General features: G+C 64.1%; 27 protein-coding genes and 1 pseudogene. 14 read left to right on the forward strand and 14 right to left on the reverse strand.

Features of this window, described 5'->3' with window-relative positions; translation table 11 throughout:
• Nucleotides 1–11 precede the first annotated feature (11 nt).
• Both F6S12_RS15880 and F6S12_RS15885 read right to left on the reverse strand, forming a co-directional pair.
• A complete protein-coding gene (locus F6S12_RS15880) occupies nt 12–1,796 on the reverse strand; it encodes a GMC family oxidoreductase (RefSeq protein ID WP_015633637.1) in 1,785 nt (594 codons plus the stop codon).
• 2 nt (nt 1,797–1,798) lie between these two features.
• Nucleotides 1,799–2,554, reverse strand: coding sequence for a gluconate 2-dehydrogenase subunit 3 family protein (locus F6S12_RS15885; protein ID WP_161466470.1), 756 nt, complete (start codon nt 2,552–2,554; stop codon nt 1,799–1,801).
• A 292-nt stretch (nt 2,555–2,846) separates the two neighbouring features.
• On the opposite strand from F6S12_RS15885, the gene F6S12_RS15890 reads away from it, so the two are divergent.
• The gene (locus F6S12_RS15890) at nt 2,847–3,506 is read left to right on the forward strand and encodes a tyrosine-protein phosphatase (RefSeq protein ID WP_019095605.1); all 660 of its coding nucleotides are present in this window, start codon (nt 2,847–2,849) and stop codon (nt 3,504–3,506) included.
• Between the two features lie 119 nt (nt 3,507–3,625).
• Here F6S12_RS15890 and F6S12_RS15895 read toward each other — a convergent pair whose 3' ends face one another.
• Nucleotides 3,626–3,904 (reverse strand): YheV family putative zinc ribbon protein, encoded by a 279-nt coding sequence (locus F6S12_RS15895; RefSeq protein WP_011058440.1) that lies wholly within the window; start codon nt 3,902–3,904, stop codon nt 3,626–3,628.
• A complete protein-coding gene (prlC, locus tag F6S12_RS15900; protein WP_011058439.1) occupies nt 3,901–5,952 on the reverse strand; it encodes an oligopeptidase A in 2,052 nt (683 codons plus the stop codon). Before prlC ends, F6S12_RS15895 begins: the two co-directional genes overlap by 4 nt.
• 102 nt (nt 5,953–6,054) lie before the next feature.
• Here prlC and F6S12_RS15905 point away from each other — a divergent pair, with 102 nt between their 5' ends.
• Nucleotides 6,055–6,600 carry a gamma carbonic anhydrase family protein gene (locus F6S12_RS15905; RefSeq protein ID WP_123431157.1) on the forward strand — a complete coding sequence of 182 codons (546 nt, stop codon included), beginning with the start codon at nt 6,055–6,057 and terminating at the stop codon, nt 6,598–6,600.
• A 27-nt stretch (nt 6,601–6,627) separates the two neighbouring features.
• On the forward strand, nt 6,628–7,278 hold the full coding sequence (locus F6S12_RS15910; RefSeq protein ID WP_011058437.1) for an HAD family hydrolase: 651 nt from the start codon (nt 6,628–6,630) through the stop codon (nt 7,276–7,278).
• Nucleotides 7,279–7,306: 28 nt separating this feature from the next.
• Here the strand turns inward: F6S12_RS15910 and F6S12_RS15915 are convergent, their stop codons facing one another.
• On the reverse strand, nt 7,307–8,416 hold the full coding sequence (locus tag F6S12_RS15915) for an aminopeptidase (RefSeq protein ID WP_125062513.1): 1,110 nt from the start codon (nt 8,414–8,416) through the stop codon (nt 7,307–7,309).
• A 59-nt stretch (nt 8,417–8,475) separates the two neighbouring features.
• On the opposite strand from F6S12_RS15915, the gene F6S12_RS15920 reads away from it, so the two are divergent.
• A complete protein-coding gene (locus F6S12_RS15920; protein WP_011058435.1) occupies nt 8,476–8,889 on the forward strand; it encodes a hypothetical protein in 414 nt (137 codons plus the stop codon).
• A gap of 42 nt (nt 8,890–8,931) precedes the next feature.
• Nucleotides 8,932–9,351 carry a hypothetical protein gene (locus tag F6S12_RS15925; protein ID WP_011058434.1) on the forward strand — a complete coding sequence of 140 codons (420 nt, stop codon included), beginning with the start codon at nt 8,932–8,934 and terminating at the stop codon, nt 9,349–9,351.
• A 6-nt stretch (nt 9,352–9,357) separates the two neighbouring features.
• On the opposite strand, the gene F6S12_RS15930 is transcribed toward F6S12_RS15925, so the two are convergent.
• Nucleotides 9,358–9,591, reverse strand: coding sequence for a DUF1161 domain-containing protein (locus F6S12_RS15930; RefSeq protein WP_011058433.1), 234 nt, complete (start codon nt 9,589–9,591; stop codon nt 9,358–9,360).
• 156 nt (nt 9,592–9,747) lie between these two features.
• Nucleotides 9,748–10,179, reverse strand: coding sequence for an OsmC family protein (locus F6S12_RS15935; protein ID WP_011058432.1), 432 nt, complete (start codon nt 10,177–10,179; stop codon nt 9,748–9,750).
• A gap of 240 nt (nt 10,180–10,419) precedes the next feature.
• Here F6S12_RS15935 and F6S12_RS15940 point away from each other — a divergent pair, with 240 nt between their 5' ends.
• On the forward strand, nt 10,420–11,421 hold the full coding sequence (locus tag F6S12_RS15940) for an LLM class flavin-dependent oxidoreductase (protein ID WP_315869062.1): 1,002 nt from the start codon (nt 10,420–10,422) through the stop codon (nt 11,419–11,421).
• A gap of 60 nt (nt 11,422–11,481) precedes the next feature.
• On the opposite strand, the gene F6S12_RS15945 is transcribed toward F6S12_RS15940, so the two are convergent.
• Complete coding sequence (locus F6S12_RS15945) at nt 11,482–11,706, reverse strand: DUF1161 domain-containing protein (RefSeq protein ID WP_011058430.1); 225 nt, start codon at nt 11,704–11,706, stop codon at nt 11,482–11,484.
• A 134-nt stretch (nt 11,707–11,840) separates the two neighbouring features.
• Nucleotides 11,841–12,056, reverse strand: coding sequence for a dodecin (locus F6S12_RS15950; protein ID WP_011058429.1), 216 nt, complete (start codon nt 12,054–12,056; stop codon nt 11,841–11,843).
• Nucleotides 12,057–12,214: 158 nt separating this feature from the next.
• Here F6S12_RS15950 and F6S12_RS15955 point away from each other — a divergent pair, with 158 nt between their 5' ends.
• Entirely contained in the window at nt 12,215–12,541 is a 327-nt protein-coding gene (locus tag F6S12_RS15955) for a YqjD family protein (RefSeq protein ID WP_011058428.1), read from the forward strand.
• Here the strand turns inward: F6S12_RS15955 and F6S12_RS15960 are convergent.
• On the reverse strand, nt 12,538–13,431 hold the full coding sequence (locus F6S12_RS15960; protein WP_011058427.1) for a LysR family transcriptional regulator: 894 nt from the start codon (nt 13,429–13,431) through the stop codon (nt 12,538–12,540). The genes F6S12_RS15955 and F6S12_RS15960 overlap by 4 nt on opposite strands.
• 147 nt (nt 13,432–13,578) lie before the next feature.
• On the opposite strand from F6S12_RS15960, the gene trpB reads away from it, so the two are divergent.
• The 3 genes from trpB to F6S12_RS15975 all read left to right on the forward strand — a co-directional run bounded on the left by trpB (nt 13,579) and on the right by F6S12_RS15975 (nt 16,176).
• Nucleotides 13,579–14,799: a tryptophan synthase subunit beta gene (trpB, locus tag F6S12_RS15965; RefSeq protein WP_015633628.1), complete on the forward strand. Its 1,221-nt coding sequence runs from the start codon at nt 13,579–13,581 to the stop codon at nt 14,797–14,799.
• On the forward strand, nt 14,799–15,611 hold the full coding sequence (trpA, locus tag F6S12_RS15970) for a tryptophan synthase subunit alpha (protein ID WP_047290185.1): 813 nt from the start codon (nt 14,799–14,801) through the stop codon (nt 15,609–15,611). Before trpB ends, trpA begins: the two co-directional genes overlap by 1 nt.
• Before the next feature lie 121 nt (nt 15,612–15,732).
• Nucleotides 15,733–16,176: an anti-virulence regulator CigR family protein gene (locus F6S12_RS15975; protein ID WP_065364968.1), complete on the forward strand. Its 444-nt coding sequence runs from the start codon at nt 15,733–15,735 to the stop codon at nt 16,174–16,176.
• A 55-nt stretch (nt 16,177–16,231) separates the two neighbouring features.
• Here the strand turns inward: F6S12_RS15975 and F6S12_RS15980 are convergent, their stop codons facing one another.
• Complete coding sequence (locus tag F6S12_RS15980; protein WP_152685849.1) at nt 16,232–16,558, reverse strand: DOPA 4,5-dioxygenase family protein; 327 nt, start codon at nt 16,556–16,558, stop codon at nt 16,232–16,234.
• An 82-nt stretch (nt 16,559–16,640) separates the two neighbouring features.
• On the opposite strand from F6S12_RS15980, the gene F6S12_RS15985 reads away from it, so the two are divergent.
• Entirely contained in the window at nt 16,641–17,306 is a 666-nt protein-coding gene (locus F6S12_RS15985; RefSeq protein ID WP_041774015.1) for an NAD(P)-dependent oxidoreductase, read from the forward strand.
• Here the strand turns inward: F6S12_RS15985 and F6S12_RS15990 are convergent.
• Nucleotides 17,303–18,254, reverse strand: a pseudogene (locus F6S12_RS15990) (choline sulfate utilization transcriptional regulator). The gene F6S12_RS15985 and the pseudogene F6S12_RS15990 sit on opposite strands and share 4 nt — an antisense overlap.
• 114 nt (nt 18,255–18,368) lie before the next feature.
• Between F6S12_RS15990 and betC the strand changes: the two are divergent.
• The 3 genes from betC (at nt 18,369) to F6S12_RS16005 (ending at nt 22,487) form a co-directional block, all read left to right on the forward strand.
• The gene (betC, locus tag F6S12_RS15995; protein WP_072443349.1) at nt 18,369–19,883 is read left to right on the forward strand and encodes a choline-sulfatase; all 1,515 of its coding nucleotides are present in this window, start codon (nt 18,369–18,371) and stop codon (nt 19,881–19,883) included.
• A 17-nt stretch (nt 19,884–19,900) separates the two neighbouring features.
• Nucleotides 19,901–20,818 (forward strand): choline ABC transporter substrate-binding protein, encoded by a 918-nt coding sequence (gene choX / locus F6S12_RS16000; protein ID WP_011058419.1) that lies wholly within the window; start codon nt 19,901–19,903, stop codon nt 20,816–20,818.
• Nucleotides 20,819–20,918: 100 nt separating this feature from the next.
• Nucleotides 20,919–22,487: a SulP family inorganic anion transporter gene (locus tag F6S12_RS16005; protein ID WP_011058418.1), complete on the forward strand. Its 1,569-nt coding sequence runs from the start codon at nt 20,919–20,921 to the stop codon at nt 22,485–22,487.
• Between the two features lie 104 nt (nt 22,488–22,591).
• Here the strand turns inward: F6S12_RS16005 and aroE are convergent, their stop codons facing one another.
• The gene (gene aroE, locus F6S12_RS16010) at nt 22,592–23,413 is read right to left on the reverse strand and encodes a shikimate dehydrogenase (protein WP_077933144.1); all 822 of its coding nucleotides are present in this window, start codon (nt 23,411–23,413) and stop codon (nt 22,592–22,594) included.
• A gap of 93 nt (nt 23,414–23,506) precedes the next feature.
• The coding region (hemF, locus tag F6S12_RS16015; RefSeq protein WP_315869063.1) for an oxygen-dependent coproporphyrinogen oxidase at nt 23,507–24,150 on the reverse strand (644 nt) is incomplete at its 5' end.

Raw genomic sequence — 24,150 nt, forward strand, 5'->3', positions numbered from 1 at the left:
GTCATCGCTCCTTATGCCTGAACCAGCGGGCCGGGGTTTTTCAGGTACTGCTCGCGGATCGCCCGGGCCGACCAGTAGGTCAACGCCGCCACCAGGCCGGTAGGGTTGTAGCCCAGGCCTTGAGGGAAGGCCGAAGCCCCGGGCACGAAGACGTTGTGCACGTCCCAGCTTTGCAGGTAGCGGTTCAGGGCGCTGGTCTTGGGGTCGGTGCCCATGATCGCGCCGCCGTTCAAGTGGGTGGTCTGGTAGGACGCAGTGTTGAAGTGCTCACCGACCTTCTTGCCCAGCAAGGCAATGGCCTTGGGGTTCATCGCCTCGGCGATCTTGCCCATTTTCTCCACCATGAAGCGGTTCATCTTGATGTCGTTTTCCTGCCAGTCGAAGGTCATCCGCAGCAGGGGCAAGCCGTAGGCATCGCGGTACACCGGGTCCAGATCCAGGTAGTTGCCACGGTAGGACTGATGCGCTCCGTGGGCGTCCATGGAGACCTGATGGGTGTAGTAGTCGGCGGTGGCTTTCTTCCAGGCACTGCCCCAGGCCGGGGTACCCGGCGGGTTGGAGGTGCCGGCGATGGGCCGGCTGCCGGCCTGGTTGACCCACATCGGCGAGCCGCCGACAAAGCCGTGGGGGCCGTGGTCGAAGTTGTCGGCGTTGAAGTCGTCCACCGCCACACCGTTGCCGCCGGCGCCGATGAAGTTGTTGGTGTGCACGTCCTTGTCGAAGTAGGCCTTGATGGTGGCCATGTTCTGGTAGGCGAAATTCTTGCCCACCACGCCTTCGCCGGTGATCGGGTCGTAGGGCTTGCCGATGCCCGACAGCAACATCAGGCGCACGTTGTGGAACTGGAAGGCGCCGAGGATCACCAGGTCCGCCGGCTGCTCGATCTCGCGGCCCTGGCCATCGACGTAGGTGACGCCGGTGGCGCGGGTCTTGCTGCTGTCGAGGTTGACCCTGAGCACGTGGGAGTTGGGCCGCAGCTCGAAGTTCGGCAGCGGCTTGAGGGCCGGCAGGATGTTCACGTTGGGCGAGGCCTTGGAGTACATGTAGCAGACGTAGCCGCTGCAGAAGCCGCAGAAGTTGCACGGCCCCATCTGTGCGCCATAGGGGTTGGTGTAAGGCCCCGAGGTATTGGCCGACGGCAGGTTGTAGGGCTTGTAGCCCACCTCATTGGCCGCTTTCTGAAACAGCTGTGCGGAATAGGTGTTCTTCTGCGATTCCAGCGGGAAGTGGTCCGAGCGATCCGGCGCATAAGGGTTGCCGCCCTTGCCGTCGCCCACCAGTTGGCCCTTCACGGTCCAGGCCTGGCCCGAAGTGCCGAAGACCTTTTCCGCGTAGTCGAAGAACGGCTCCAGCTCTTCATAGCTGACGCCGAAGTCCTGGATGGTCATGTCCTTGGGGATGAAGTTCTTGCCGTAGCGTTCTTCGTAGTGGCTGCGCATGCGCAGCTCGATGGGGTCGACCCGAAAGTGCACCCCGGACCAGTGCAGGCCGGCGCCGCCCACGCCATTGCCCGGCAGGAAGGCCCCCAGTTGCCGGTTGGGCAGGGCCACGTCGTTGACGCTGTGGCGGATGGTCACCGTCTCTTTGGAAATGTCCTGGAAGAGTTTCTTGCGCACGCTGTAGGTGAGTTCGTCGATCACCTGGGGATAGTTGCCATCCGGGTAGGTGTCCTGCATCGGCCCGCGTTCCAGCGCCAGCACATTGAGCCCGGCCTCGGTCAGTTCCTTGGCCATGATCGCGCCGGTCCAGCCGAAACCGACGATCACTGCGTCGACCTTCTTCATCACTGTTGCCATGCTCAAGCCCTCTCGCCGCGAATCGATACAGCCGGGAAGGGGTATTGCTCGTTGCGTTCCACCCAATCCATGAAATCGGCGCGAGCGCCGGGAAAGCCGATCAGGGTCCAGCCCACCAGGCCTTTATTGCCCCCGTGGATCGGATCGCTGAAGAAGCCTTCCTTGGTGTTCTGCAACAGCAGATTGAAGAAAAGCTTGGCCGGGACCGCGTCGAACTGCGGGGTTCCGGCCTCCAGTTGCTTGAGCAAGTCGTCTCGGGTAGCGCTGTCTTGCGCAGCAAATGTTTGCCCCTTGAGCTCTTTGCACCACGCGTCCGTGGCGGCAATGCCCAGGCGATAGATGTCCTTGGGCACCAGTTTGCTCTGCCAGCCCATCTCCGGTGCGGCATCGGCCTTGAACGGGCCTTGCATGTACCACAGGGCGCCAGCGGCGTAGGGGGTATTCATCTGCCGGTCGATGTATTCCGGCACGCCGGCTTCCAGGGCGCCCGGGCCCATTTCGTCGGCCGGGATCAGGCGTTCCACCGCGGCCTTGATGAAGGCCCACTCCTCGGCGGTGAAATAGCCCGGCTCATAGCCCTGGCCGCTGCCGACGGGCTGCTTGCCCGGCGTGGCCGGTGTGGCAGCGGCGGCCGTTTCAGGTGCAGCCGCCAGCAGGGAGCCGCCCAGGCCGGTGCTGGCGACGGTGACCACAGGGATCAAGGTCAGGGATTTACGCAAGAACTCACGCCGCGGGTTGTCTCGATCTTGATCAGACATGGGTGCACCTCATCAGGCATTGATGGATTGGTCAGCCGCGTCATGGCGCGACTTTGTGTTTTGGCAACGCAAAAGGCCGGGAAGACCCGGTTTTATGAACACATCAGCAAACTTTAGTTACAAATGGTAGCAGGCTAAGCATCCAGATGAATCGTTTCAGGCGGAAAAAAGATCAGAAACCGCCGGAAAAAGCGGATCAGCTTCACGATTCTTTGACAGAGGGCTCACGGGGCTTTGACCCCGGCGAATCGATACTGCGCGGCATTGAATCCCCTCATCGGTGATCCCGCGCATGTCGAGCATTCGTTTCATCCCGGCCCTTTGCCTGTCGTTGCTGGCGCTGCTGGCCGGGCCACAGGTACAAGCCGCAGAGGCCCCCTCCAGCCGCCCGGACCAATGGGCGCAGCCAGTGGAAAAGCAGTACAACCTGTACCAGATGTCCCCGACCCTATATCGCAGCGCCCTGCCGGACAAAGGCGCGGTGCCGCTGCTGCAGCAGCTCAAGGTGGCAACGGTGATCAACTTCCTGCCGGAATCCGACGCCAGCTGGCTGTCGGCACCGGGCATCAACCAGGTGCAGTTGCCTTATCGCACCAACCATGTGGACGACGCCGATGTGCTCAAGGCCCTGCGCGCGATCCAGAGCGCCGAAGCCCAAGGCCCGGTGCTGATGCACTGCAAGCATGGTTCGGACCGCACCGGCCTGATGTCGGCCATGTACCGGGTGGTGATCCAGGGTTGGAGCAAAGAAGAAGCGCTGAATGAAATGACCCAGGGTGGGTACGGCGACAGTTCCCACTTCAAGGATGGCATTCGCTACATGATGCAGGCCGATGTCGACAAACTGCGCACCGCCCTGGCCAATGGCGATTGCAGCACCAGCGTATTCGCCACCTGTTCGGTGAAGAGCTGGTTCGAGACGGTGAGCGCGACCAAGCCGCTGAGCAACTGAGCGCCACACCCTGTGTAGGAGCGAGCCTGCTTGCGAAAACCCAGGGATCGAAAGAAGGGCGGCGAATCGCTTCGCCGGCAAGCCGGCTCCTGGAGGGGAGCCGGCTTTTTACTGCGGGGTCAGTCAGTCTTTTTCTTCAACTTGGGGTTGGGGAAAAACTGCACCGATTGCACCTTGATGTCCGCCACCTTGGGCGTCGCGCTGTTGACCCGGGTCCCGAGTTCCTTGGGCACCGACAGCCCCTGTTCGTTGAGGGTGTCGGAGTAGCCACAGGCCACGCACTCGCGATGAGGCACATCGTCCTCACTCCACATCATCAGCTTGTCCTGCTCACTGCACGCCGGGCATACCGCCCCGGCGATAAAGCGTTTCTTGGTCTTCACGGGTGCGTCACTCATGCTGCCGCGTCCTCGCTGAGGCCGCTGTGGCGCAAGAGTGCGTCAATCGACGGCGCCCGTCCGCGGAAATCGACGAACAGCACCATAGGCTCCTGGGAGCCGCCACGGGCCAGGATCGCCTCGCGGAACGCACGCCCGGTGGCCGAATTGAGCACACCCTCTTCCTCGAACCTGGAGAAGGCGTCGGCCGACAGCACTTCCGCCCACTTGTAGCTGTAGTACCCCGCGGCGTAACCGCCGGCGAAGATGTGCGCGAAGCTGTTGGGGAAGCGGTTGTAGGCCGGCGGGCGCATCACCGAGACTTCGTCGCGCACGGTTTCCAGCACTTGCAGCACGCTGCGGCCGTCGCCGTGGGTGGCGTGCAGTTCGAAGTCGAACAGGGAAAATTCCAGCTGGCGCACCATCATCAGCCCGGACTGGAAGTTCTTCGCCGCCAGCATCTTCTGCAGCAGGTCCTGGGGCAGCGGTTCGCCGCTTTCATAGTGGCCGGAGATCAGTGCCAGGCCTTCCGGCTCCCAGCACCAGTTTTCCATGAACTGGCTCGGCAGCTCGACGGCGTCCCAGGCCACGCCGTTGATCCCGGACACTCCGGCGTGCTCGACCCGGGTCAGCAGGTGGTGCAGGCCGTGGCCGAATTCGTGGAACAGGGTGGTGACTTCATCGTGGGTCAGCAAGGCCGGCTTGCCGCTGACCGCCGGAGTGAAGTTGCACACCAGGTTGGCTACCGGGCTTTGCAATACCCCGTCCAGCGTGCGACGGCGATCGCGGGCACCGTCCATCCAAGCACCGCCGCGCTTGTTGGCGCGGGCATAGAGGTCGAAGAAGAAGCGGCCGACGTGCTGGCCGTTTTCCTTGATCTCGAACAGGCGCACGTCCGGGTGCCAGGTATCGAAACCTTTCTGCTCGGCGATCTCGATGCCGTACAGGCGCTGGACAATGGCGAACAGCCCGCTCAGCACCTTGTCGATGGGGAAATAGGCGCGCAGGGCTTCCTGGGAAACGCTGTAGCGCTGCTCACGCAGCTTCTCGCCGTAGAAACCGCTGTCCCAGCTTTGCAGGTCGGGGCAACCCTGTTCGGCGGCGTAGGCCTTGAGCTGCTCCAGGTCCTGGGCGGCAAACGGCTTGCTGCGCTTGGCCAGGTCCCGCAGGAAGCTCAGCACCTGGTCGCTGGACTCGGCCATCTTGGTGGCCAGGCTCAACTCGGAGAAGCTGGCGAAACCCAGGAGCTTGGCCAACTCCTGACGCAGGTCGAGGATTTCTTCCATCACCGGACCGTTGTCGTTCTGACCGGCGTTAGGGCCCTGGTCCGACGCGCGGGTGCTGTAGGCGGCATAGACTTCTTCGCGCAGGGCACGGTCCTGGGCGTAGGTCATCACTGCGTAGTAGCTGGGGAATTCCAGGGTGATCAGCCAGCCTTCCAGGTCCTTGGCCTGGGCGGCGGCAGCCATTTGCGCCTTGGCCGAGTCGGTCAGGCCGGCCAGGGCGGCTTCGTCGGTGATGTGCTTGGTCCAGGCCTGGGTGGCATCCAGCAGTTGGTTGGAGAACCGGCTGCCCAGCTCGGAAAGCTTGCTCTGCACCTCGGCATAACGCTTTTGCTGCTCGGGCGGCAGGTCGATGCCCGACAGGCGGAAGTCCCGCAGGGAGTGTTCGAGGATAGTCTTCTGCGCCACGTCGAAACCGGCGGCTTCCGGGCTCTTGGCCAGGGCGTCGAAGGCCTGGAACAGCTCGCGGTTCTGGCCCATTTCCGTGGAATAGGCGCTCAGGGCCGGCAGGCAGGCCTCGTAGGCTTCACGCAGTTCGGCGCTGTTGCACACTGCGTTGAGGTGGCTGACCGGGCTCCAGGCAGCGCCCAGGCGATCATTGAGCTCGTCCATGGCCAGCACCAGGCCAGCCCAGGTCGGCTGGGTGGCTTGGGTCTTGAGGATGTCAGCGATGGCGGCGCGGTTGTCAGCCAGGATCTGTTCGATGGCCGGTTGCACATGCTCGGCGCGGATCGCCGAGAACGGCGGCAGGTCGTAGGGCTGCAGAAGAGGGTTGTTCACACTCACGGTGGGCACCTTGGCTGGAAGAAACATTGAGCCATCTTAATTACAATCGACGCCCACCGCAGCTATAGCCCCCATTAATAAATCTCAGAGAGGCATTCGCACTTGGCCATTCGCAGCTACCAGAACCACACCCCGAACCTGGGCGAGCGGGCCTTTGTCGACCACTCGGCGGTGGTCATCGGCGACGTGGAAATCGGCGCCGACAGCTCGGTCTGGCCGCTGACCGTGATCCGCGGCGACATGCACCGCATCCGCATCGGCACGCGCACCAGCGTGCAGGACGCCAGCGTGCTGCACATCACCCACGCCGGCCCGTTCAACCCCGACGGCTTCCCGCTGATGATCGGCGACGACGTGACCATCGCCCACAAGGTCATGCTCCACGGTTGCAGCATCGGCAGCCGGGTGCTGATCGGCATGGGCAGCATTGTCATGGATGGCGCGGTGGTGGAGGACGATGTGATAGTCGGCGCCGGCAGCCTGGTGCCGCCGGGCAAGCGCCTGGAAAGCGGCTTTCTCTATGTGGGCAGCCCGGTGAAGCAGGCGCGCCCGCTGACCGACAAGGAGCGCGCCTTCTTCACCTACAGCGCCGCCAACTACGTGAAGCTCAAGGACCTGCACCTGGCCGAAGGCTACGACCGGCCCTGACCCCCCTTGCACAGCCCAGGAATCCCCATGCATTACCAAACCGTACTGTTCGACCTCGACGGCACCCTCACCGACCCTCGCGAGGGCATCACCCGTTCGATCCAGTTCGCCCTGGGCAAACTGGGCATCGACGAGCCGGACCTGAGCAAACTGGAGCACTTCATCGGCCCGCCGCTGTTGCAGGCCTTCATGCAGTTCTACGGCTTCGACGAGGCCCGAGCCTGGGAAGCGGTGAACTTCTATCGCGAACGCTTCAAGGTCACCGGCCTGTATGAAAACCGCGTCTTCGATGGCGTCACGCCGCTGCTGGAAACCCTCGGCGGGCAAGGGCGGCAACTGTACATCGCGACCTCCAAGCCCTGGGTCTTCGCCCGGGAGATCGCCCGTCACTTCGACTTCGCCAAGCACTTCAAGGTGATCTACGGCAGCGAACTGGACGGCACCCGCACCGACAAGGTGGAGCTGATCGCCCATCTGCTGGAGCAGGAGCAACTCGACCCTGCCAGCACCTTGATGATCGGCGACCGCAAGCACGACCTGATCGGCGCCAGGCGCAACGGGCTGGATGCGGCGGCGGTGGGTTATGGCTTTGGCAGCCATGAGGAATTGACTGCCGAAGCCCCGGCCTATCACTTCCAGACCCTGGGCGAGCTGCACCAGGCGTTTTTGCCGCGTTAGGGCAGAGGCTTCGCCGGCAAGCCGGCTGCTACAGGCCCGAAGCAGGAGCCGGCGCCAGGGCGACGGTGTCCTGCAACCGGATCAGGGCCGCCTTGCGCTCCTCGGCTGGCAAACGCCCCAGCGTCTCCACGGCGGCGAAGAATGCCGGCCAGTCCCCCTTCACCTGCCTGAACAAGGCGGCAAACGCCGGCACCCATTGGTCATACAGGCCGAAGGGCAGCAGCCGGGCGTTGTTTAGCGGGGCGTTGACCCAGGCGTCATAGCGCTTGGAACCCGCCCACTGGCTGTCGCGCAACTGCCGATACTCGCTGCGCATGCGCTCGAACTCCGCGGCCTTGCGCTGGCGCATCTGCTCGGCGGGCAAGGGCAGGGCATACAGCTGCTCCAGGCGCTTGCGGGTATCGAGCACCAGCTGGGTGAACTGGTCACGCTGGCGCAACTCGCCGTCGCTCAATGGCGCCAGCCCGCGATAGGCGCGCCACTGGCGGGTGCCTTCCTGCTCGACGAAGGTGGCGTAGGACTCGTTGAACTCGGTGTCGTCCTTCACATAGAAGCGCTGGTGCGCCAGCTCGTGGAAGATCAGGGTCGCCAGGCGCTCGTCGCCCCAGTGCATCATCGAACTGATGATCGGGTCGTCGAACCAGCCCAGGGTGGAATAGGCCTCGACCCCGCCGATCGCCACGTCCATGCCCTTCAACTGCTGCAACGCCGCCTCGCCCCGGGCCGCGCCCTGGCTGTAATAGCCGCGGTAAGCCACGCAACCGGCAATGGGAAAGCAGTGGGTTTGCGGGTTCAGGGAAAACTCCGGGGTGGCGAACACGTTCCACACCACATAGGGCCGCCCGATGTCGACGTACAGCCGATAGCTGCGGTTGTCCGGCAGGTGCAGGTGCTCGCTGGCAAAGCGGCGTGCCTGCTGCGACTGGGCCAGATGGGCGCGCAGGCTCGCATCGCGGCTCGGGTCGGCGACGACTTGCGCCACCGGCACACGGGCTCGCAGCAGCTGCAATTGGCCACTGGCCAGCTGGCTGTAATAACCGACGCTGCTGCAACCGTTGAGCAGCAAAAGCATCAGTGCCGGAAACAAAAGCCGTAAAAGAGGATCAAGTAACCCATGGCTTGAACACGGCCTAGTCAAATCGAATCATCCACAGAGAGTCTGTCCGCAAGACTATCTCGCCAGCCTGGAGTTTCGCCATGCGCGTGTTGCTGTTGACCACCGGCCTGCTGACCCTCGGCGGTTGCGCCGGCCTGCCCGACCCCGACCCGGCCCAGGCCTGGGTCGACCTGGCCCCGCCCCGGGACACCCACCTGCAGGCATTGGAGGTGGACGCCAAGAACATCGATGATCCGCGCTATTTCCAGGTCCAGCCCGGCAGCCATGAACTGACCCTGCGCTACCAGTTCGCCGTGCAACCCAGCAACATCGGGCCAGACGCCGAGCCGCTGTGGCGCGATTGCCAGCTGAACGTGAAATTCAAGGATTTCGGTGCCGGCCAGCGCTACCAGGTACAGGCCGGGAACATCGGTTTCCACCCCTGGGCCAGGCTCTACGACGAGCAGCACACCCTGCTCGACAAAGCCCGGCCGGCAGGCTGCCAGCGCAGTTGAACGGCGCTATGCTGAGGGCCTCTCGCTCACTCGGCCCCAGTCATGCGTCCATTTCTACTGTTTCTCGCCCTTGGCACCCTCAGCGCCTGCACCACGCCCCTGCCGGGCGTCGATCCGCAACAGGCCTGGATCGACCTGGCCACCCCGACGCCCGGGGGCAAGCTGGTCATGGCCGAACGCCTGGACAACCAGCGCCTGGACGACGGGCGCTTCTTCCAGGTCAGCCCCGGCAGCCACGAATTGATGGTGCGCTTCGATTTCGAAGTGTTCGCCGGCGGCATGGGCATGAACAACGATCCCCAGGAGCGCCTGTGCTACCTGAGCCTGCGCTACGACCATTTCCAGGCCGGCCAGCGCTATCGCCTGGAGGCGCGCAACCTGGGGTTCACCCCCAGCGCCCGGCTGTACAACGCCCAGCGCGAAATAGTCGCCGAGGAGCGCATGATCAACTGCGTGCCCTGAGTCGGGTCAGCGATCGTTCTTCTGATAGATGATCTTCCTGGTGCCGTTTTCACAGCTGCCGACCACCATGTTGTTGTCGTGGACCTCGTCGTTGGTGACGATTTCCAGGGTGTAGGAAGGTACGCCCTGGGCCTGGATCTTGGCTTCGATCTCGGCCTTGAGTTCCTCGCAGGGCTTGGGCGCGGCCAGGGCCGATGTGGCCAGCGCACAACTAACAACCGCCAAGGCAAAACGTTTCATGATCTAAAGCTCCCTTGCTGCGGTGCACACGGGGGTGCGCTGAAGCCGCAGTCGCGTATTCGACCACAGGTGCTTGTCCGCCGCACAGGCGCATTCGCCGGCAAGCCCGCTCCTACGGACCGTTGCAGGAGCCGGCTAGCCGGCCAAGCAGTTGCCTCAACTCAGCAGCGTCGCATCCAGGCTGATCTTGGCGTTGAGCACCTTGGACACCGGGCACCCTTCCTTGGCCTTCTTGCTCAGCTCATCGAACTGCTGCTGGCTGGCACCGGGGATCTTCGCCTTGAGGATCAGGTGCACCGCGGTAATGGCAAAGCCGCCATCGACCTGGTCCAGGGTCACTTCTGCCTGGGTGTCGATGCTGTCCGCCTTGAGCCCGGCCTCGCCAAGGATCATGGAAAAGGCCATGGAGAAACAGCCCGCGTGGGCCGCGCCAATCAGCTCCTCCGGGTTGGTCCCCTTGCCGCCTTCGAAACGCGCCTTGAAGCCGTAGGGCGCCTCACGCAACACGCCGGTTTCGGTCGAGATCGAGCCAATGCCGGTTTTCAGGTCACCTTCCCAGTGCGCCGAGGCTTTCTTTTTGATGCTCATCGCTTTCTCCTCAAGAACCGGTGCGAAAGTTCGCACCCTGATGTTTTTTGTTGCCTAAGGGTTCTGAGGATAGATCCGATGGCAAAGTTCAGCCGTTGTCGCCGATGCCCATTTACCCGACAAATTCACTCAGGCTATTGAAACTCGGGTATATGCCCACATTGCATAGATCTGACTTACAGACCTCGGCAGGTTTTGGCTCATGACAAAAGCCTGCGCACCCCAAGGAGAAGCAGGCTTATGAAACCGCTGTCCACTGTTAAATACTCGACCCTCGACCTGGTGCCCGTGCGTGAAAACGGCAGCCCGGGGCAGTCCCTGCGCAACTCCCTGGACCTGGCGCAGCATGTGGAGAAGCTCGGTTACACGCGCTTCTGGGTCGCCGAGCACCACAACATGGACGGTATCGCCAGTTCCGCTACCTCGGTGCTGATCGGCTACCTGGCGGGTGGTACTTCGACCATTCGTGTCGGTTCCGGCGGGGTCATGCTGCCCAACCACGCGCCCCTGGTGATCGCCGAACAGTTCGGCACCCTGGAAAGCCTGTACCCGGGGCGCATCGACCTGGGACTGGGCCGCGCCCCTGGCTCCGACCAGATGACCGCCCGCGCCCTGCGCCGGGAACGTTCCGGCAGCGCCGACGATTTCCCTGAGGACGTGGCCGAACTGATGGCCTACCTGGGCCCGCGTACCCCCGAACAACGGGTGATCGCCATGCCGGGCACCGGCACCAACGTGCCGGTATGGCTGCTGGGCTCCAGCCTGTTCAGTGCACAACTGGCCGGGGAACGGGGCTTGCCTTACGCCTTCGCCTCGCATTTCGCACCGCGCTACCTGCACGAGGCGATTCGCGTCTACCGCAACCACTTCAAGCCTTCGGCGGTGCTCGACAAGCCTTATGTGATGCTTGGCGTGCCGCTGGTGGCAGCCGACACCGACGAACAGGCCGATTACCTGGCGACTTCGGTGTACCAGCGCATCCTGGCGCTGATGCGTGGCCAGAGCCTGGTCCAGCGCAAACCGGTGCAAAGCATGGACGGCCTGTGGCTACCCCATGAGAAGGAAGCGGTCGCCAGCTTCCTCGGCCTGGCGATGGTCGGCAGCCCGACGAAAATCCGCGCCAAGCTGCAGGTGCTGATCGAGCAGACCGGAGCCGATGAGCTGATCTTCACCTGCGATCTGTACGAACACGCCGATCGGCTGCACTCCTACGAGCTGCTGTCACAGGTGATGAAAGGCTGAAACGACAGGCATGAAAAAGCCGACGTTCTGCGTCGGCTTTTTTTTGACCATCCACAAGGCTCAACCGCGCTTGTAGACAATTTCCTTGGTACCGGCTTCGCAGGAGCCGACTACCTTGCCATCCGCCGCCGCGCCCTTGTCCACCACTTCCAGCGAGTAGTGCGTGGCGCCGTTGGCGTCGATCTTGGCGGCAATCTCGCTCTTGAGTTCTTCGCACGGCTTGCCAGCGGCAAGGGCTGTTCCCGCAAGACTCAACAAAGCAGCAGCTAATACTAGTTTTTTCATCGGTCACATTCCCTGGTCGGATCAAAAGAGGCGGCATTGACGCCTGCCTGACAGAGGCTCAAGACACTTGTAGCGCTTTGCCATTTCCTATGGCACTCGGCCAGCGCACAAGTTCCAGAGCCTAGCTCAAGCCTTCAACTATTGGCAATTCGGAAGCCCACCTTGAGCGTGACCTGAAAATGCGCCGCTTTGCCGTCCTTGATATGGCCCCGGGTTTCAGTCACTTCGAACCATTCCAGGTGCTTGATGCTCTTGTGCGCTTCCGCCAGCGCGTTGTTGATCGCATCTTCGATGCTGTTCGGCGACGAACCCACCAGTTCGACTTTCTTGTAAGTGTGATGATCAGTCATGGCGCTCTCCTTTTTAGCTGTGAATTACAGCCTAGCAGTGATTTTTCTTATTACTTGTGGCGCCTGCGCCCAAGGCTAAGTTCAGATTTTCTGCACTTTCCCAACACGCCGCAGTCGGAACCTACACAGCCCATTCACCACCCTGCAGGAGAGCCGACATGGCCAACACCTCGTTACGCAAAGCCTCACTGGAAAGTATGGAAGCCGAGATCTCCAGCCTGCTCAAATCGCTGGAAAGCCTGAAGGACGATGCGTCCGACGAGTCGCGCAAGACCCTCAAGGCGCTCAAGAGCAATGCCGAAAGCGCGCTGAAGCATTCGCGCAGCCTGCTCAGCGATGCCTATGAAGAAGTCAAAGTGAAAACCCGTGAAACCGGGATCGCGACCCGCGACTATGCCCAGGAACACCCCTGGACCACCGCCGGGGTTGCCGTGGGTGCCATCGGCCTGCTGGCCGCCTATCTGCTGTGCAAGCGCGGCGACTAAAGCTGCTGGCGCAGTTCGTTTTCCAGCCACTGCGCCAATTGCCGGGCGCGCCCATCAGCGGCGCGCTTGGGTAACCACAGCGCCAGTTGCCCCGGGGTGTCGGAAAAACCCCAGGGCGCAACCAGCCTGCCCGCCAGCAAGTCCTCGGCCACCAGCGGCTGCGGGGCAATTGCCACCCCCAGGCCCGCCACGGCCGCCTCCAGCAAATAATACAGATGCTCGAAACCCTGCCCGTACTTCAACGTTTCGGGATTCAGGTCGTTGCGCCGTGCCCAACTGGGCCAGGCCTGGGGGCGGGAAGTAGTGTGCAGCAGGGCCTCGCTGGCCAGGACGCCAGCCGGCGCCTGCCGCAGGCGTGGATAACCGGCATAGCGCGGGCTGAGCACCGGGCCGATGCGTTCGCTGGCCAGTTCATAGACCTGCATGTCCGCCGGCCAGGGCGGCTCGGCAAAGACCAGCAAGGCATCCAGGCCCGGGCGCCGGGGGTCGAGGTCGCCTTCACCGGCCGAAAGGTGCAGGCGCAGGTCCGGCAGGTCGGCGTTCAGGCGCCCCAGGCGCGGGATCAGCCAGCGCGCCAGCAGGCTTCCGGAACAGCCCAGGACAAAGGGCGCATCGGCGCTGCCCTGGGTCAGCTCGGCGCAGACATCCCGCAGGCGCTCGAAGGCCTCGCTGCTGGCATCGCGCAGGCGAATGCCGGCATCTGTGAGTTTAAGGCCACGGCCTTCCTTGACGAAAAGGCTCAGCCCCAGATGTTCTTCAAGCACCTTCAACTGCCGGCTGACCGCGCCGTGGGTGACGTGCAGCTGTTCGGCCGCCTGGCTGACGCTATTGAGCCGGGCAGTGGCTTCGAAGGCCCGCAGGGCATTCAGGGGAGGCAGGTCGCGGCTCATTTTATCTGTGAGTTTTCCTGACAGGTTGCGGCGATCTTATCGGTTTTCAGCATCGGATGTCAGGGGTAGAGTGGGCTCCATTGTGTTTCTACGAAGCGGTCTTTCCACCAGGCCTTCTTTCTCCAAACTTCCCCCGGGAGCGCTGCAATGACCCAGTCCCAATTACGCAATGGCCCTGACGACAACGGCCTGTTCGGCGCATTCGGCGGCCGTTACGTGGCCGAAACCCTGATGCCGCTGATCCTCGACCTGGCCCGCGAATACGAAAAGGCCAAGGAAGATCCCGAATTCCTCAAGGAACTGGCCTACTTCCAGCGCGATTACGTGGGCCGCCCCAGCCCGCTGTACTTCGCCGAACGCCTGACCGAGCACTGCGGCGGCGCCAAGATCTACCTCAAGCGTGAAGAGCTGAACCACACCGGCGCGCACAAGATCAACAACTGCATCGGCCAGATCCTGCTGGCGCGGCGCATGGGCAAGAAACGCATCATCGCCGAGACCGGCGCCGGCATGCATGGCGTGGCCACCGCCACCGTGGCCGCGCGTTTTGGCCTGGATTGCGTGATCTACATGGGCACCACCGACATCGAGCGCCAACAGGCCAACGTATTTCGCATGAAGCTGCTGGGCGCCGAAGTGATCCCGGTGGTGGCCGGCACCGGCACCCTGAAGGACGCGATGAACGAAGCCCTGCGTGACTGGGTGACCAACGTCGACAGCACCTTCTACCTGATCGGCACCGTCGCCGGCCCGCACCCGTACCCGGCCATGGTCCGCGACTTCCAGGCGGTCATCGGTAAGGAGACCCGCGAGCAGATGCAAGCCCAGGAAGGCCGCCTGCCGGACAGCCTGGTGGCGTGCATCGGTGGCGGTTCCAACGCCATGGGCCTGTTTCACCCGTTCCTTGACGACAAGAGCGTCGAGATCATCGGCGTCGAAGCCGCCGGCTACGGCATCGAGACCGGCAAGCATGCCGCCAGCCTCAACGGCGGCGTACCCGGCGTACTGCACGGCAACCGCACCTTCCTGCTGCAGGACGACGATGGCCAGATCATCGACGCCCACTCGATTTCCGCCGGCCTCGACTACCCCGGCATCGGCCCGGAACACGCCTGGTTGCACGATATCGGCCGCGTCGAATACACCTCGGTGACCGACGACGAAGCCCTGGCCGCGTTCCACCAGTGCTGCCGCCTGGAGGGCATCATCCCGGCCCTGGAAAGCGCCCATGCCCTGGCCGAAGTCTTCAAGCGCGCGCCAACCCTGCCCAAGGATCACCTGATGGTGGTCAACCTCTCGGGCCGTGGCGACAAAGACATGCAGACCGTGATGCACCACATGCAACAGTCCCAGCAGGAGAAACACTGATGAGCCGCCTGCAAACCCGTTTTGCCGAGCTGAAGGAAGCAAACCGCGCCGCCCTGGTAACCTTCGTCACCGCCGGCGACCCGAACTACGACACCTCCCTGGCGATCCTCAAGGGCCTGCCCGCAGCGGGTGCCGACGTGATCGAACTGGGCATGCCCTTCACCGACCCGATGGCCGACGGCCCGGCGATCCAGCTGGCCAACATCCGTGCCCTGGGGGCCAAGCAAAACCTGGCGAAAACCCTGCAGATGGTTCGCGAGTTCCGCGAAGGCAACAGCGACACCCCGCTGGTGCTCATGGGCTACTTCAACCCGATCCACCACTACGGCGTGCCGCGCTTCATCGCCGACGCCAAGGCCGCCGGTGTCGATGGCCTGATCGTGGTGGACATGCCGCCGGAACATAACAGCGAACTGTGCGACCCGGCCCAGGCCGCCGGCATCGACTTCATCCGCCTGACCACACCGACCACCGACGACGCCCGCCTGCCCAAGGTGCTCAACGGCAGCTCCGGTTTCGTCTACTACGTTTCCGTGGCCGGGGTCACCGGTGCCGGTGCCGCCACCCTGGAACACGTGGAAGAAGCCGTGGCCCGCCTGCGTCGCCACACCGACCTGCCCATCAGCATCGGTTTCGGCATCCGTACTCCGGAGCAGGCAGCCGCCATCGCTCGCCTGGCCGACGGCGTGGTAGTGGGCTCGGCGCTGATCGACCACATCGCCAGCGCCGAGTCTGCCGAGCAGGCGGTGGATGGGGTGCTGAGCCTGTGTGCGGCGCTGTCCGAGGGCGTACGTAAGGCCCGCGTCAGCTGAGGGTAAAGTTCCTGATACAGAGGAATTAGCGCCTCGAGACACAGACTAAACAGCAAGACCCGGGGGTTCGCGACCAAGGTGGCGAACCCCTTTTTGCTGTGTGTGTTGCGAGGAATACCTGATGAAAATGCCCAAACGTCTGATTGCCGGTGCCGCGGTGCTGATGCTCAGCGCCAGCCCGTTGCTGCAGGTCATGGCCGACGAGCGCGGCGGCTATGATCGTGGCGGGCCACAACAGGGCCATTGGGACAACCGTGGCAACGAGCACCGTGGCCCGGGGGATGATCGCCGCGGCGGCCCGCCACGGGATTTCGGCCCGGTGCGCCAGACCATCCGCGACAACCACGGCTACTTCGTCCGGGGCGCGCCGCCGCCTCCCGGCATCCACCTGGTGCGCGGCCAGCCACTGCCGCGCGGCTACTACGGCGAACGCCTGGAGCCCCGGGCCCTGTCGCGCCTGCCGGTGTACCCGGGGTACGAATGGCGACGCATGGGGGGCGACATCGTGCTGATCGCCGTGGGCACCGGCATCGTCTACGAGATCCTCGACGGCGTGCTCTACTGACCTCACCCGACCGGCCGGCCCCTGCAGGAGCCGGCTTGCCGGCGGTCCGTCGCCCTCAGAACCCCCTCAGGTCCAGTGGCCGCATAGCCCCCATCCAGATCGCATGGTCGGTGTGGTCCAGCAGGTCATCACCGGTATCCGGATGCAGGAACACCACCAGCCCCTGGCGATTGAGGGCCAGCCACGGCACCACCTGGGCAAACACCTCGGGGCCGAACGCCAACTGGCAGCTCCAGTCCGGATGCGGCCCCACCGGCCGCTCGTGGACCCGGCCCATTTTCAGTTCGAACAGCTGCGCCGCCCGTTCGCACAAGGCCCGGGCCTGCTCGATGGTGCTGGCGTCAAAGTAGACATGGGCGTGGTAGCCCTTGATCCGTTGCATGCAAACCCTCGCAATCAAGACGAACCCTCAAGGCTCGCCACAGGTCACAACCGGTATCTGTGGAAAATAAGGAAGCCAGGCCATGAAAAATGCCGAAACTCCGGTGGTCAAACTGGTGCTCTATGGTGCCATGAGCAGCCTGGGCAGTGCGTTGATGGCAGAGAGCCTGAGGCGCCAGCATGAGGTGATCGCCATTCTCGACGACCTCACCGCGCTGGCCCCGCGCCCAGGCCTGCGCGCCAAGGGCGGCGACCTGTTCGACCCGGACCGGGTCAAGCAGAGCGTAGCCGGTAGCTCGGCGGTGATCTGCCTGCTGGATGCCCCCGATCTGCCCGGCAGCACCACGCCCGGCCAGGCCCCCGACCCGGTGAACCAGGTACGGGCAGTGGATGCCCTGATCGAAGGCATGCAGGGTGCCGGTATCCGTCGGCTGATGCTGGTGGGGGAGTTCAGCGTTCTCGATAACCCGCCCTCCAGCACCAGCCTGCCTCACCATGCCGCGCAGGAAATCCTCGATGCACTGCGCAGCAGCGCGCTGGACTGGACCCTGATCAACGCGCCGCGGGGCGTGGCCGGGCTGGGTATCGAGCATTTCAACCAGGTTGGCGACAGCCTCGAGCCGGGGCTTGCCGAGCCGCTGCGACGGCTCAACGGCGTGGCAATCGGCATCAGCGACGAGCTGCGCCTGAATCTGCACCTGCGCGAGCATGTGAGTTTCATCGCCACCCAACCCCAGGCCGCCACCTAGCGGGCAATGGACGGCAGCGCCAGCCCCTTGAGGCTCTGGGCGCTGCCGGCCTGCTCGCTCATCAGCCAGTTGACGAAACGCTGGATCAGCGGGCCGCGGCGCTTGCGCTGGGGCAGCACCACGTAATAGCCGTAGGCGGACAGCGCGCTCTCGGCGATGGGCCGGCACAGCAGGCCCTGCTCCAGCAGGTCATCCACCAGGTGACGCCAGCCGATGGCCACGCCCTGGCCGCCGATGGCCGCGTGGATCAGCAGGGTGTAATTGTCGAAGCGCAATTGCCCTGGGGCCGGCGCACCCGCAAGGCCCAGCTCGCGAAATACCCCGCTCCAGTCGAAACCAGTGGTTGCTGCCTTCACCCCGCAGGTGCAGCAGCGGCAGTTCCAGCAGGGAAGGGGCGGGCAGCGGCGCAGCACGGTCCTTGAGCAGCAGCGGGCTGCACACCGGAAACACTTCTTCGCTGAACAGCCAGTGGCTTTCCCCCTGCCTGAAGCGCCCGTCGCCGAACAGCACCGCCACGTCGATATCGCTGCGCAGCATGCTGTGGCTGCGCTCGCTGGTGACCAGGCTCACATCCACCTGGGGGTTGGCCTCATGAAAGCGATGCAAGCGGGGCATCAGCCAATAGGCGGCGAAAGCGAAATCCGTGGCCACCTGCAGCACCTCATGCTGATGCTGCTGGCTGAGGGCGCTGAGGCCGGCATCGATGCTCTGCAGGCCGGCCTGGACCTGATCCAGCAACAAGGCTGCAGACTCGGTCAGCTCTATGCCCCGGTAGATGCGGTCGAACAGGCGCACCCCCAGCTGCCCCTCCAGGCGCTTGATCTGCTGACTGATAGCCGGCTGGGTGGTGCCCAGTTCCACCGCCGCGGCGGTGAAGCTGCGCAGGCGCGCGGCTGCTTCGAACACCCGGAGCAGGTCCAGGGACAGGTCGCCAAGGGCTTCATACATAAGCTGTGCTTATCCTAGTCATTGCTGTACATGGGCTTTACCACCAACAGCATGGGATCCATGCTCGATTGCAGCACTTTCGCATAACCATCGAATATGGAATGCCGCGAATCCATGAAGCGCAAGAACATTCTTTTCATCATGGCCGATCAGATGGCCGCACCCTTGCTGCCGTTCTACGGACCCTCGCCGATCAAGCTGCCTCACCTCAGCCGGCTGGCCGCCCAGGGCGTGGTCTTCGACGCCGCCTACTGCAACAGCCCCTTGTGCGCACCCTCGCGCTTCACTTTGGTCAGCGGCCAGTTGCCCAGCCGGATCGGCGCCTACGACAACGCCGCGGACTTCCCCGCCGACGTGCCTACCTACGCCCACTACCTGCGGCGCCTGGGCTACCGCACTGCGCTCTCGGGCAAGATGCACTTCTGCGGCCCGGACCAGTTGCACGGTTATGAAGAGCGCCTGACCAGCGATATCTACCCCGCCGACTATGGCTGGGCGGTGAACTGGGACCAGCCCGATGTGCGCCCCAGCTGGTACCACAATATGTCCTCGGTACTGCAGGCCGGCCCCTGTGTACGCACCAACCAGCTGGATTTCGACGAGGAGGTGGTGTTCAAGGCCCAGCAATACCTGTTCGACCATGTGCGCGAGGCCGGCGACCAGCCGTTCTGCCTCACCGTCTCCATGACCCACCCCCACGATCCGTACACCATTCCCAGGGCCTTCTGGGACCTGTACCGCGACGACCAGATTCCACTGCCGCAGACCCCGCCCCAAAGCGAGCTGGATCCGCATTCCCAGCGCCTGCTCAAGGTCTACGACCTGTGGGACAAGCCCTTGCCTGTGGATAAGATCCGCGACGCGCGCCGCGCCTACTTCGGCGCCTGCAGTTACATCGACAGCAACGTCGGCAAGCTGCTGCAGACCCTGGAAGACACCGGGCTGGCGGACGACACGCTGATCGTGTTTTCCGGCGACCACGGCGACATGCTCGGCGAGCGCGGCCTCTGGTACAAAATGCACTGGTTTGAAATGGCCGCCCGGGTACCGCTGCTGATCTGTGCACCGGGGCAGTTCACTGCCGGCCGGGTCAGCGCCGCTGTCTCCACCGCCGACCTGCTGCCGACCCTGGTGGAGCTGGCCGGCGGCCGGGTCGAGCCCGACCTGCCGCTGGATGGCCGCTCCCTGGTCCCGCACTTGCAAGGGCAGGGCGGGCACGACGAGGTGTTCGGCGAATACATGGCCGAAGGCACCATCGGCCCGCTGATGATGATTCGCCGCGGGGCCTACAAGTTCATCTACAGCGAAGACGACCCCTGCCTACTCTTCGACCTGCACCACGACCCGCAAGAGCGCTTCGACCTTGGCCAGTCGCCCGAGCATCGGCCGCTGTTCGCCGCGTTCCTGGCAGAGGCCCGGGCCAAGTGGGACATTCCGCGCATTCACCAACAGGTCCTGGCCAGCCAGCGCCGCCGCCGGCTGGTGGCCGAGGCGCTGAGCCGGGGCAAACTCAAGAGCTGGGACCACCAGCCGCTGGTAGACGCCAGCCAGCAGTACATGCGCAACCACATCGACCTCGATGACCTGGAGCGCAAGGCCCGTTATCCACAACCCTGCCAAAACCAATAAAACGTAAGGGGAAAAGCATGCAAAGGTTATCCACAGCACTGACGCTCGGGCTTCTGGCCCTGGGCAGCGCATCCGCTTGGGCCGACTCGTGCGAGACCGTGAAGATGGCCGACCCGGGGTGGAGCGATATCGCCGCCACCAATGCCATCACCGGCTTCCTGCTGGACGGCATGGGCTACAAGGCGAAGATCGACACCCTGGCCGTGCCCATCACCTTCGGGGGTCTGAAGGATGGCCGGGTGGATGTATTCCTGGGTAACTGGATGCCGGCGCAGCAAGGCTTCCATGACAAGTTCGTGGCCAATGGCGACGTCACCCAGCTGGCCAAGAACCTGGAAGGGACCGAGTTCACGCTGGCGGTGCCGGACTATGTGTGGGAGGCCGGAGTGCATGATTTTGCCGACCTGGACAAGTTCGCCGACAAGTTCGACAAAAAGCTCTACGGCATCGGCTCCGGCGCGCCGGCCAACCTGTCGCTGCAGGAAATCATCAAGAGCAACCAGTTCAACCTGGGCCAGTGGAAGCTGATCGAGTCCAGTGAACAGGCAATGCTCGCCGAAGTGTCCCGGGCCACGAAAAAGCAGCGCTTCATCACCTTCCTCGGCTGGACTCCACACCCGATGAACGTGCAGTTGAAGATGCGCTACCTGACCGGCGGCGAAAAGTACTTCGGCGCCAGCGGCAGCGTCTACACCCTGACCCGCAAGGGTTATGCACAGGCTTGCCCGAACGTCGGCAAACTGCTGGGCAACCTGCGGTTCACCCAGGAGATGGAGAACAGCATCATGGCCGCGGTGGTCAACAGCAAACTCAGCAACACCGAGGCCGCCAAGGCCTGGATCAAGGCCCACCCGGCAGTGCTGGAGCAATGGCTGGAGGGAGTGCGAACCATTGATGACAAAGAGGCCCTGGCAGCGGTGAAGAGCAGGTTGTAGCCCGAGGTGCGCCGGCCATTCGCCGGCAAGCCGGCTCCTGCACCCAAAGCCTGGCAATGCTTTACCCTGGCCCACCGAATCAACCCACCCGTGAGGAACCATGGCCTGGCCCGACCGCCAATCTCTCCTGCCTTTGCTGAGCTGGCTGCCGCGCCAGACCCGGGCCAGCGTCGGCCGTGACCTGCTGGTGGGCCTGAGCGGCGCGATCCTCGCTCTGCCGCAATCCATCGCCTATGCCCTGATCGCCGGCCTGCCCCCGGAGTACGGGCTATACGCGGCCATAGTCCCGGTGCTGATCGCCTGCCTGTGGGGTTCATCGTGGCACCTGATCTGCGGCCCCACGGCGGCGATTTCCATCGTTCTCTATGCCAGCGTCAGCCCCCTGGCAGTGCCGGCCTCCGAGGACTACATCACCCTGATCCTGCTCCTGACGCTGTTGGCCGGGGTCTTCCAGTGGCTGCTGGGAATGCTGCGCTTCGGCGCCCTGGTGAACTTCGTCTCGCACTCGGTGGTGCTGGGCTTCACCCTCGGCGCGGCGGTGGTCATCGCCCTGGGCCAGTTGCCCAACCTGCTGGGGCTGGAACTGCCGAACCAGGCCACCGCCCTCAACAGCCTGAGCCAGTTGCTGCAGCACCTGGGCGAGGTGGACCGGCCTTCGCTGCTGCTGGGGCTGGGCACCCTGGCGCTGGGGGTCGCCTTCAAGCTGCTGGCGCCGCGCTGGCCCGGCCTGCTGCTGAGCCTGGTGTTCAGTGCCCTGGTGGTATGGCTGCTGCCAGGGGTGTTTGGCCATGTGCAACTGGTCAGCGCCTTCGTTGGCCGGCTGCCGCCGTTTAGCCCATTGCCCCTGGACCTGGAACTGATCCTGCGGTTGCTGCCCAGTGCAGTGGCGGTGGGCATGCTCGGGCTGGTCACCAGCCTGTCGATTGCCCGCTCGCTGTCAGCACGTTCGGAACAGTTGCTGGACGCCAACCAGGAAGTCCGCGCCCAGGGCCTGTCGAACATGGTCGGGGCGTTTTTCTCCGGCTACCTGTCCTCGGGCTCCTTCACCCGCTCCGGCTTGAGCTACGAGGCCGGCGCCTGCTCGCCCCTGGCCGGGGTGTTCTCGGCGCTGTGGGTGGCGCTGTTCGCCGTGGCCGGCGCCGGGCTGATCGCCCATATCCCGATCCCGGCCATGGCCGGCAGCATCCTGCTGATCTGCTGGGGGCTGGTGGACCACCGGGGCATTCGCGCGCTGTTCCGGGTCAGCCGCGCCGAGTTCGTGGTGATGAGCCTGACCTGCGTCGCCACCCTGCTCCTGGAGTTGCAGACCGCGATCTATGCCGGGGTCCTGGCGTCGCTGTTCTTCTACCTCAAGCGCACTTCGCAACCGCGGGTGCAGCAGTCCAGCGAAGGCGATGAAGACATCCTGCGAGTCGGCGGTTCGATTTTCTTCGGCGCCAGCCATTACCTGCAGGTGCGCATGCAGCGCTGCCACGCGCCCAGGCTGGTGATCGACGCACGGCAGATCAACTTCATCGACTATTCAGGGGTGGAGATGCTGCACCAGGAAGCACGCCGCCTCAGGCGCCAGGAGCGCAGCCTGATCCTGCGCCGGGCACGGCAGGCGGTGAAAGAAGAGTTGATCAAGCTCGAAGGCCCGGAACGCTGCCCGATCCACTTCGAAGACTGAACCCCATCCGTAGGAGCCGGCTTGCCGGCGAAGAGGCCCTTGGACCTGGCGCCAGTCTTGAGGCCGCCTTCGCTGGCAAGCCAGCTCCTACGAGGAGGGAGGGGTTACTGCGCCAACTGGCGACGCAGTTCAGCCAGCACCGGGGCACTGTCGGGGCGCACGCCGCGCCATAGGTAGAAGGCTTCCGCCGCTTGCTCGGCCAGCATGCCCAGGCCATCCAGCACCAGGGCCGCGCCCTGTTCACTGGCCCAGCGGCAGAACGGTGTCGGCTCCTTGGCGTACATCATGTCGTAGCACACGGTCTTGCCCGCCTCGATCAGGCTGCCGGCAATCGGCGGCAGCTCGCCCGAAAGGCTGGCGGAGGTGGCATTGATGATCAGGTCCACCGACTCCTGCAGCCAGTCGAAGCCGCTGGCCGATACCGGCCCCAGGTCGGCGAACAACTCCGCCAGCAGCTCAGCCTTTTCCACGGTGCGATTGGCGATTACCAAGGCCTCCGGCTGCTCGGCCAGCAATGGCTCCAGGGCACCACGGACCGCGCCGCCAGCCCCCAGCACAAGGATGCGCTTGCCCTTGAGGCTGACCCCGGCGTTCACCGTCAGGTCGCGCACCAGTCCGGCGCCGTCGGTGTTGTCTCCCAGCAGAGTGCCGTCCGCTTGCTTGCTCAGGGTGTTCACCGCACCGGCGCGCTGGGCCCGTTCGGTCAGGCTGTCGCACAGGCGATAGGCCTCTTCCTTGAACGGCACCGTGACATTGGCCCCTCGCCCGTGGGCGAAGAAACTGCGAGCGGTGCCGGCGAAATCATCCAGGGGCGCCAGCAGGGTGTTGTACTCCAGCTGCTGGCCGGTCTGCTGGGCGAACAGCCGATGGATCAGCGGCGACTTGCTGTGGCCGATCGGGTTACCAAAGACAACGTACTGATCCATCTCTCATCCCATTTGCTCAACACAGGGGTAGGAACCGCATCCGCCTTGAAGGCCTTTTCGCCGGCAAGCCGGCTTCTACACAGTGGGTGCGGTTTAGTTGCTGGCTGCCAGCCAGTCGCGATCCTGCAGGAAGTATTCGGTCAGGCGCGCTTCTTCGCTGCCCGGCTCGGCCTTCCAGTCATAGCCCCAGCGCACTTGTGGCGGCAGCGACATGAGGATCGACTCGGTGCGCCCGCCCGATTGCAGGCCGAACAGGGTGCCACGGTCGTAGACCAGGTTGAACTCCACGTAGCGGCCCCGGCGAAATTCCTGGAATTCCCGCTGCTGCGCGGTGTAGGCCGCGGCCTTGCGGCGCTGGACGATGGGCAGGTAGGCCTCGATGTAAGCGTCGCCAATGGCGCGCATGAAGGCGAAACTGGTGTCGAAGTCCCATTCGTTCAGATCGTCGAAGAACAGGCCGCCGATGCCCCGCGGTTCATTGCGGTGCTTGATGTGGAAATAGCTGTCGCACCAGGCCTTGTAGCGTGGATAGACGTCGGCACCGAAGGGCGCGCAGGCGCGCTCGGCAACCCGGTGCCAGTGCACGCAGTCATCGACGTTGCCGTAGTAGGGGGTCAGGTCGAAACCGCCGCCGAACCACCAGACCGGCTCTTCGCCTTCCTTCTCGGCGATGAAGAACCGCACGTTGGCGTGGGAAGTCGGCACATGGGGGTTGTGCGGATGGATCACCAGGGACA

Origin of the sequence: Pseudomonas sp. JV245A, from assembly GCF_032424515.1 — a bacterium.
Taxonomy (GTDB): domain Bacteria; phylum Pseudomonadota; class Gammaproteobacteria; order Pseudomonadales; family Pseudomonadaceae; genus Aquipseudomonas; species Aquipseudomonas protegens.

Bases quoted from the DNA above. Each gene is read 5' to 3' on its own strand.
- F6S12_RS15895 (WP_011058440.1), bottom strand. From the start codon at position 3,904: ATGAGTGACGCACCCGTGAAGACCAAGAAACGCTTTATCGCCGGGGCG.
- F6S12_RS15920 (WP_011058435.1), top strand. From the start codon at position 8,476: ATGCGCGTGTTGCTGTTGACCACCGGCCTGCTGACCCTCGGCGGTTGC.
- F6S12_RS15940 (WP_315869062.1), top strand. From the start codon at position 10,420: ATGAAACCGCTGTCCACTGTTAAATACTCGACCCTCGACCTGGTGCCC.
- F6S12_RS15945 (WP_011058430.1), bottom strand. From the start codon at position 11,706: ATGAAAAAACTAGTATTAGCTGCTGCTTTGTTGAGTCTTGCGGGAACA.
- betC (WP_072443349.1), top strand. From the start codon at position 18,369: ATGAAGCGCAAGAACATTCTTTTCATCATGGCCGATCAGATGGCCGCA.
- F6S12_RS15935 (WP_011058432.1), bottom strand. From the start codon at position 10,179: ATGAGCATCAAAAAGAAAGCCTCGGCGCACTGGGAAGGTGACCTGAAA.
- F6S12_RS15985 (WP_041774015.1), top strand. From the start codon at position 16,641: ATGAAAAATGCCGAAACTCCGGTGGTCAAACTGGTGCTCTATGGTGCC.
- F6S12_RS15980 (WP_152685849.1), bottom strand. From the start codon at position 16,558: ATGCAACGGATCAAGGGCTACCACGCCCATGTCTACTTTGACGCCAGC.
- trpA (WP_047290185.1), top strand. From the start codon at position 14,799: ATGAGCCGCCTGCAAACCCGTTTTGCCGAGCTGAAGGAAGCAAACCGC.
- F6S12_RS15890 (WP_019095605.1), top strand. From the start codon at position 2,847: ATGTCGAGCATTCGTTTCATCCCGGCCCTTTGCCTGTCGTTGCTGGCG.
- choX (WP_011058419.1), top strand. From the start codon at position 19,901: ATGCAAAGGTTATCCACAGCACTGACGCTCGGGCTTCTGGCCCTGGGC.
- F6S12_RS15925 (WP_011058434.1), top strand. From the start codon at position 8,932: ATGCGTCCATTTCTACTGTTTCTCGCCCTTGGCACCCTCAGCGCCTGC.
- F6S12_RS15950 (WP_011058429.1), bottom strand. From the start codon at position 12,056: ATGACTGATCATCACACTTACAAGAAAGTCGAACTGGTGGGTTCGTCG.
- F6S12_RS15910 (WP_011058437.1), top strand. From the start codon at position 6,628: ATGCATTACCAAACCGTACTGTTCGACCTCGACGGCACCCTCACCGAC.
- trpB (WP_015633628.1), top strand. From the start codon at position 13,579: ATGACCCAGTCCCAATTACGCAATGGCCCTGACGACAACGGCCTGTTC.
- F6S12_RS16005 (WP_011058418.1), top strand. From the start codon at position 20,919: ATGGCCTGGCCCGACCGCCAATCTCTCCTGCCTTTGCTGAGCTGGCTG.
- F6S12_RS15955 (WP_011058428.1), top strand. From the start codon at position 12,215: ATGGCCAACACCTCGTTACGCAAAGCCTCACTGGAAAGTATGGAAGCC.
- F6S12_RS15880 (WP_015633637.1), bottom strand. From the start codon at position 1,796: ATGGCAACAGTGATGAAGAAGGTCGACGCAGTGATCGTCGGTTTCGGC.
- F6S12_RS15885 (WP_161466470.1), bottom strand. From the start codon at position 2,554: ATGTCTGATCAAGATCGAGACAACCCGCGGCGTGAGTTCTTGCGTAAA.
- aroE (WP_077933144.1), bottom strand. From the start codon at position 23,413: ATGGATCAGTACGTTGTCTTTGGTAACCCGATCGGCCACAGCAAGTCG.
- F6S12_RS15960 (WP_011058427.1), bottom strand. From the start codon at position 13,431: ATGAGCCGCGACCTGCCTCCCCTGAATGCCCTGCGGGCCTTCGAAGCC.
- F6S12_RS15930 (WP_011058433.1), bottom strand. From the start codon at position 9,591: ATGAAACGTTTTGCCTTGGCGGTTGTTAGTTGTGCGCTGGCCACATCG.
- F6S12_RS15975 (WP_065364968.1), top strand. From the start codon at position 15,733: ATGAAAATGCCCAAACGTCTGATTGCCGGTGCCGCGGTGCTGATGCTC.